General features: G+C 63.2%; 6 protein-coding genes and 1 pseudogene. All 7 read left to right on the top strand.

Going from position 1 to position 7,366, the window contains the following annotated elements:
- A pseudogene (locus KBA32_RS15645) lies at nucleotides 1–266 on the top strand (TIGR02584 family CRISPR-associated protein); the annotation flags it as partial.
- Between the two features lie 137 nt (nucleotides 267–403).
- Nucleotides 404–3,067: a type III-A CRISPR-associated protein Cas10/Csm1 gene (gene cas10 / locus KBA32_RS15640; RefSeq protein ID WP_294360857.1), complete on the top strand. Its 2,664-nt coding sequence runs from the start codon at nucleotides 404–406 to the stop codon at nucleotides 3,065–3,067.
- Between the two features lie 14 nt (nucleotides 3,068–3,081).
- On the top strand, nucleotides 3,082–3,576 hold the full coding sequence (csm2, locus tag KBA32_RS15635; RefSeq protein WP_294360854.1) for a type III-A CRISPR-associated protein Csm2: 495 nt from the start codon (nucleotides 3,082–3,084) through the stop codon (nucleotides 3,574–3,576).
- A gap of 31 nt (nucleotides 3,577–3,607) precedes the next feature.
- Complete coding sequence (gene csm3, locus KBA32_RS15630; protein WP_294360852.1) at nucleotides 3,608–4,324, top strand: type III-A CRISPR-associated RAMP protein Csm3; 717 nt, start codon at nucleotides 3,608–3,610, stop codon at nucleotides 4,322–4,324.
- Between the two features lie 7 nt (nucleotides 4,325–4,331).
- Nucleotides 4,332–5,261: a hypothetical protein gene (locus KBA32_RS15625; RefSeq protein WP_294360849.1), complete on the top strand. Its 930-nt coding sequence runs from the start codon at nucleotides 4,332–4,334 to the stop codon at nucleotides 5,259–5,261.
- Nucleotides 5,258–6,913, top strand: a complete 1,656-nt coding sequence (locus KBA32_RS15620; protein WP_294360846.1) for an RAMP superfamily CRISPR-associated protein — start codon at nucleotides 5,258–5,260, stop codon at nucleotides 6,911–6,913. The genes KBA32_RS15625 and KBA32_RS15620 overlap by 4 nt, the downstream gene beginning before the upstream one ends.
- Before the next feature lie 230 nt (nucleotides 6,914–7,143).
- The coding region (locus KBA32_RS15615; protein ID WP_294360843.1) for an AbrB/MazE/SpoVT family DNA-binding domain-containing protein at nucleotides 7,144–7,366 on the top strand (223 nt) is incomplete at its 3' end.

Genomic DNA, 7,366 nt, shown 5'->3' with positions numbered 1-7,366 from the left:
AACGTTACCTGCGCGAACTGCGCGCCATCGTCGGCCCGATGGGCGACACGAGCTCGGCCGAGCACGCCCTGCGCGGCGGCATGGACGGCAGCTACTTCTCGTCGCGGCTGTCGAAGCTGCGCAGCGCACTGCGGTGCGAGCTCGGGCCAGCGGCGGGGCCGTACCTGGTCGAGGACGGAGGCAGCAAGCCGCATCGGTACAGGCTGGGACTTGGAGCCGCGGCCATAAGACTCGTCGACGCCAGTCGCGACGCAAGCTTGCGATAGAAGGGCGAGACATTCCACACGGCTAACCTGCGCAAGTCAGGCGAATATGCCGATGTAAACTCGATGGCAAGAGCAGTCTTGCCATGTTGTAACAGGAGAACCGAATGGCGCACCCATTGATGAATCCATCCACGCGAGTGGCGCTCGCCGCCTATCTGCACGATCTTGGCAAGTTTGCCGAGCGCGCAAAGGTCTTTTACGGCGACCCGCGGGTCGACGCACATTTGACGCTCTATTGCCCGTTCCACAGCGAGGGGCGCTGGTTCAGCCATCAGCATGCAGCCCACACAGCGCTTGCCTTCGGCGAAATCGAAGCCCATCTGCCCGAAACCGTACAAGGCGACGTCTCGCCTTTTTCGGGCCGCAAGTACGCGGGGGACTCAGACCTCGGTGAGGCTACGGACTCTCTGGTGAATGCTGCTGCGGCACATCACAGACCAGACACTTTCCTGCAATGGATCATCGCCACCGCAGATCGCGTCGCTTCCGGCTTCGAACGTGAGGAGTTCGAGCAATACAACCACGCTGCCGATAAGAGGGCGAACGGCCTCAATCACTACACCTCGCGCCAACTGACCCTGTTCGAGCAGATCCGGCAGAATGACACGCAACCGAGTGATGCAGCCCTTGTTCAGCGCTACGCACTTCGGATTCTGTCGCCGCGCAGCATCTTCCCCAAAGCCGCAGCACAGTGCGAACCGCATGACGACCAAGCCGCACAGGCGGAATACCGTGCCCTCTGGGATCGCTTCATCGCCGGGCTGGCGCAGATTCCCGCCAGCCACCGCAACAATTGGCCCTTGTGGCTCGATCACTTCGATAGTCTATGGCTTGCGTGCACCCACGCTATCCCGGCGGCTACCGCCTTCGGTGTACGGCCTGAAGTCTCCCTTTACGACCATTCACGCGCCGCTGCCTCACTGGCCGTCGCGCTGTGGCGCTGGCATGAGGCCACAGCAAGGACTGGCGCGGAAGCAGCAACGGCCCTGCGCACCCGTTCCGATTTCGACGAACAGAAGTTCCTGTTGATTCAGGGAGATTTCTTCGGCATCCAGGATTTCATCTTCGCAACCGGCGGCGAATCGCGAAAACACGCGGCGAAGCTGCTGCGCGGCCGCTCGTTCCAGGTGTCAATCTTCACCGAGTTGGCGGCCCTGCGCGTCCTCGACGAACTCGGCCTGCCGCCGACGAGCCAGATCATCAACGCCGCTGGCAAGTTCATGATTGTCGCGCCCAATACGGAGGACGTTTGCGAACGTCTGCAGCGCTTGCGCGCCGAACTGGATGACTGGTTCAGCGCACACACTTTCGGCCAGGCCGGTGTCGGGCTGGCATGGACAGCCGCCAGTTGCGCCGACTTCCTGCGCCGAAAGGGCGAGCGCAACGACAGCACGCCATTCAGCAAGCTGATGACGCGCTTGCACCAGCAACTCGAAATCGCTAAACACCAGCGCCTGAACCTGTGCGCGCTCGGCGGCAGGGTGTTCAGCACAGCAGATTTCACACTCGGTCCCTGCGCTTATAACGGCCGCCTTCCCGCCGACCGCACAATCGACGGCGTGGCTTCGTGTGCGCTGTCGCGCGACCAAAAGGCAATCGGCGAGTCCCTGGTCAAGCTCGACCGCATCCTCGTGCTTCGCGACCAATCGCGCGACGCACTGCGCGAACACCGCAACCTGCGCGTGCTCGAAACCGATCTGTTCGGCCACGTCGTTGCATTTACCGCCGATGCGGACTCCACCGGTCGCTTTGGCGAGCTCGCCAGCAGCCGAACCCTGCGCCGTTGCTGGGATTTCAGCCTGCCCATTGCGAACGACGTCGACGGTAGCACGCCCCTCTGGAACGGCTTCGCCCGCCGTTTCATCAGTGGTTACGTACCCATCACGGGACCGGACGATGTCGGCCCGCTGCGCGAGCGCTACGCGGGTCTGTTGGGCGATGAGCCGATCCCCGAAGTCGGTGATCTGAAGACACTCGACATGCTCGCCTGCGAAGACCGTCAGCCTTCCGACGCCGACACGGGACGCTGGCAGGGCGTTGCCTCGCTCGGCGTGCTGAAGGGCGACATCGACAACCTGGGCGAACTGTTCCGCACCGGCCTCAAACAACCGACCTTTGCGAAAATGGCAGCGCTGTCGCGCCAGGTGAATGGCTTCTTCGCCATCTACCTGCCCTGGCTCCTCGCGCGCGAGTTCCGTAACGTCTACACGGTATTCGCCGGCGGAGACGACTTCTTCCTGATCGGCCCGTGGCGCAGCGTGCAGCGACTTGCCTCACGGCTGCGGGATGAGTTCGGGGCCTATGTCGCCGGCAATCCCGAGATCCACTTCTCGGCGGGCATCGCCACGCAGAAGCCCGGCGCCCCCATCTTCAGCATTGCGGAACTGGCCGAAGACGCGTTGTCGGCGGCCAAGCAACGCGATGGCAAGGACGCAATCACTTGCTTCGGCGAGACTGTCGCATGGCGCACCTGGCCGGAACTCGAGGCCGCACTGGCGCGCCTCGAGTCCCTACGCAGCGAGATGGCCCTGTCCACCGGCTTCGTCTATGGGCTGCAGCAATTCATCGACATGCGCAGGGATGAGAAGAACGGTAAGGCCGAAGCCGCGATGTGGCGCCCGCGCCTGGCCTACCGCACCCGCCGCTTCGTCGTCGACAAGCGTCGCGGCCTGGGCGAGGACGAACGCCGTCTCCACACCACTCGCATCGTCCAGGACATCGGCAGCACCGGCATCGAGACACTCGGCCCGGCTTACCGCATCGTCCTCTTCAATCACCTTTACCAATTCAGGGATCGCTGAAGGAGTCCACCCGCATGGCAAACCATATCCCCGGCCGCACCGCACCCGCACCCCGTTCCAATGCCTCCAATCCCGTTTATCGCGGCGGCGACGAGCGCCCCAGGCGCGACGATGAACCGACCATCGACACCAGCCGGATTCGCTTTGGCGATCAAATTGCACCGACGCTGTATTCGGATGTCGCGGAAGCAGCGGCACGCAGCATTGCCGACACCAGCATGCGCGATGCAAACAAAGGCACTCAGCTACGCCGCTTCTACGACGAACTCGTCATGTTGCAGGGCAAGGTTGGCAACAGCGAAGAGCGCTTCCAGGCTCACGCGCCCTACATCCAGATGCTGAAAGCAAAGGTCGCCTACGCCATGGGACGCAAGAAAGTCGACGGGAATTTCGACCGGCTGTTGCGCCACGTCGTCGACCAAGCCACGGACCACAGGTCACTTGCGCAAGCCAAGCTGTTCATGGAGGCGTTCATGGCCTTCTACAAGGTCCATCGCCCGCAAGACTGAGCAACATCCATCAAATCCAAGGGAACATGACATGCAGCTCATCAAGATCCAGACCCTGGAAGGCACCCTCGAACTGCTCTCGGGCCTGCGCATCGGCGCCAGCGAAGGTGAAATCCGGATCGGCGGCGTCGACAACCAGGTCATTCGCAACCCGATCAACAACCAGCCCTACATTCCGGGCTCCAGCCTGAAGGGCAAGGTCCGCAGCCTGCTGGAGTGGCGCAGCGGCGCCGTGAAGTCCGAACCGCTCGGCATCCGCGACCTGTCGGCACGGCACCCCGAAGTGCGGCCCATCCTGCAACTGTTCGGCGTGGGCGGAGGCGATCAACTCAGCGACGAACAGGCGCGCGATCTTGGTCCTACGCGACTGGCCTTCTGGGATGCCGCACTTCAAGCTGACTGGGTCAGACAGATTGAAGGTGACAATCTGCTGCTGACCGAGATCAAGACCGAAAACCGCATCGACCGCATCAAGGGCGTAGCCGAACACCCACGCCAGACCGAACGGGTCCCAGCCGGCTCGCGATTCGATTTCCGCCTCTCGATCAAGGTGCTGGACATCGACGGGGACGGCGCCGCATTGCGCCAGACACTGTTGGCAGGGCTGCGCCTTCTCGAGCTCGACAGCCTCGGCGGCTCCGGGTCGCGAGGCTACGGCAAGATCAAGCTCCGCGAGCTCAAGCTCGACGGCGCCAATGTCCAGGCCGAATTCGAAGCGCTCGATCCCTTTGCCGCCCGCGCTGCCTGAACACGCGATGGACAACTATCAAGTCACCCTCCAGCCACGGTCGGCCTTTGGGACCCCGCTCGCCGGCGACACCCTGTTCGGGCAACTGTGCTGGGCTATCCGCGAGCGCTTCGGCGAGGCAAGGCTGACGAGCCTGCTCGAGGGCTATACCGAGGCCAATCCATTTCTGGTCGTCTCCGACGCGTTCCCTGCGGGATGGGTGCCACGCCCGCAGTTACCGGACTTCCTGCTCGGCATCGATGGCGATCCCGCGCAACGCAAGACAGCCAAGAAAAGGGTCTGGCTCCCCGTCATCGGCGCGGCGCTGCCGCTCGCCGACTGGCTTGCTCGCGCTGCAGCCTTGAAGACCGCAGAGCACTTGGTGCTGACCCAGAACACCATCAACCGGCTCACCGGGACAACTGGCTCCGGACCCTTCGCCCCGCGCCAGATCGAGCGTCTGCAGTTCTGCAGCGATGGCGGCCTACAGGTGTATTGCTGCCTTGACTCCTCGCGCCTTAGTAGCCTCGAACTTGCCCAGGTATTTACGGACGTAGGCTTGAGTGGCTTCGGTCGCGACGCCAGCACCGGACTTGGCAAATTCTCGGTCAGCGACGTCGTCGAGTGGCAATGGCCCGCCACGGTAAGTCGCCACGCACTCACGCTCGCCCCCTGCGCACCCGCGCCACAGGCGCTGGAGGCGAGCGCGTGCTACTACCAGCCTCAGACCCGCTTTGGACGGCACGGCAACCTAGCCGCAATGGGTGGGCGGCCATTCAAGCGCCCAGTGCTTGGTCTGCGCACGGCGGCCTTCCTCACCTTCCAGACCGGTCCGGTTCCCGCCTTTCACGGGACCGGCCTGGGCGGGCCACGCGAGCCGATCTCGGTGGCGATTCCCGCCACTGTGCATCAGGGTTATGCCCCGCTGGTACCTCTGCATGCGGAACTGCGCACATGAACGCCTTCATCGATACCGTCAACCTCGCCATCACGCCGCTGACGCCGATCCACATCGGCTGCGGGCAGGACTTCGAACCCACCAACTACGTCATCGACGGTGGCGTGCTGTACCACTTCGACCCAGCGCGTGTGCCCCTGTCGAAAACGGATCGGGACGCGCTGATTTCCGCAGTCAACCGTCGGGGCGACGAAGCGATTCGCGACCTGCAGAAGTTCTTTCATGCCCGCAAGGAGCGCTTTGCCGGGGTCGCTCATGGCGTAGTGGCAGTCGCGTCTGGCATTGTCGAGCAATACAGCCGACGCATCGGCCAGGTCGCCCAGCACGAAGCAGGGGGCCGCCGCGTCACGAACCAACTTGAGATCGAGCGCACAGCGCATCACCCTCACACTGGCATGGCCTACATCCCTGGCTCAAGCCTAAAGGGGGCGATTCGCACCGCATGGCTGGATCAGATCAATATGGGGCAAGGGAAGGTCCCCGAGGACCGCAATGCGCAGGACCTCGAAAAACGGCTACTGGATTCGCGCGCAGGCTTCCATGCTGATCCCTTCCGCCTGCTGCACGTTACTGACACCTGCTCATCCGAGCTCGAGAGCAAGGTCGTTTTCGCTACCAATCACAAGAAGCGCGAGGTCCATGACAAGGACGGCCGTATCGTAGAAGCCAAAGGGCCAGCAACCCGCCGCGAGGCAATCGCCGCCGGTCAGCATCGAGCGCTGAGCGGCGAGATCCGCATCAGCACCCTGCCGGGTGTCAGCGCCGGCGCCCGCGCGCCCGATCCTGCGCATCGCATCCCTTCATTTGCTGCGCTGGCGAACGCCTGCAACCGCTACTACCTGCGGCGAATGAAGGCATTGCTTGAAGTTCTCGATAGTCGGCGACTCGCTGCTCCGCAGTGGCTATCCGACCTGCGGGCACTCCTCGCCGATCTCCAGCCCCATTTCAACAGTGGCCGCCTAATGCTGCTGCGCGTCGGCCGTCATTCCGGCGCGGAAAGCGTCACGCTGGATGGCGTTCGCTCTATCAGGATCATGAAGGGTAGAGGGCAACCACCCGACTGGTCGCCGGACGGCGCCAAGACCGTGTGGCTGGCCGCCGAACGCGACGACGAACGCTCCAGCATGCTGCCCTTCGGCTGGCTCATCGTCGAAGCTGCCAACAGTCCGCCCATCGATTCGCTGCAGCACTGGTGTGCATCCCAACCTACGATGCGCACGGCCGAAATCCGTGCACAGCTCGCTGCAGCCCATCAGCGCGCGGCAGCCGAAGCCCAGCGCCAGCGCCAACTCGAAGCCGATCGGCAAGCGCAAGAAATCGCCGAGGCGGCGGAACAGGCAGCCCTGGAGGCGGCTCGTGCGCTGCTTTCCGACGAGGGGAAATTGATCGACAAATTCATCCGCAGTTGCCAGGACAAGGCTGACAGTGCGCGCAAGGATCCGATGAATCCCGGCAGCGGCCTGTACGCCGATGCATTGCACCTGAGCAAGGCGGCCCTCGCCGCCGATAGCAGTTGGAGCGCCGCGGATCGTGTCCAACTTGCTGCCGTACTCACCGAATGGCTACCCAAGATAATCGACAAGCTCGACCGCAAAGACGACTGGAAGGACGCACAGAAGAAGTTGAAGCTCGCAGTCCTTCGCGGGGAATAACCCCTGAACGGACCGGCTTACTTTGCGACGAAAGGCAGAACGGTCGTCAGCGAGGGCGGCCTCGCAGCGCCGTCGTTACTCGTCGTGCAGCCGCCGCCGGTTGAAAAGGACGTACTGACTCTGCTGATCATGAACATGCTCGCCGGGGGGCGCGTGACCGCTGCGCTACACCCCATTAACGACCTATACTGACATTACATCGTTATCACGGAGATTCCATGATGCAGTCTATGAAAATGTCAGACGGCGGCCGTGTTGTCATCCCTGCCGAAATCCGCCACTCGCTCGGACTCAAGGAGGGCGACACGGTCTTGTTCGAACTGCTCGAAGGCGAGGCACGCATCACCAGCAGGCAGGCACAACTGCAACGCGCGAGGGCGCTATTTCGTCGCTATGTGCCGGCCGATGCACCGTCACCCGCGGACGAACTGATCGCCGAGCGACGCGCCGAGG

Origin of the sequence: Propionivibrio sp. (assembly GCF_017995515.1) — a bacterium.
Classification (GTDB): Bacteria; Pseudomonadota; Gammaproteobacteria; order Burkholderiales; family Rhodocyclaceae; genus Propionivibrio.
The sequence above is the reverse complement of the archived record's forward strand: the minus strand, read 5'-3'. Positions and strand labels throughout refer to the sequence as shown.

Coding starts and splice junctions, on each gene's coding strand:
- KBA32_RS15620 (WP_294360846.1), top strand. CDS start 5,258: ATGAACGCCTTCATCGATACCGTCAACCTCGCCATCACGCCGCTGACG.
- csm2 (WP_294360854.1), top strand. CDS start 3,082: ATGGCAAACCATATCCCCGGCCGCACCGCACCCGCACCCCGTTCCAAT.
- csm3 (WP_294360852.1), top strand. CDS start 3,608: ATGCAGCTCATCAAGATCCAGACCCTGGAAGGCACCCTCGAACTGCTC.
- KBA32_RS15625 (WP_294360849.1), top strand. CDS start 4,332: ATGGACAACTATCAAGTCACCCTCCAGCCACGGTCGGCCTTTGGGACC.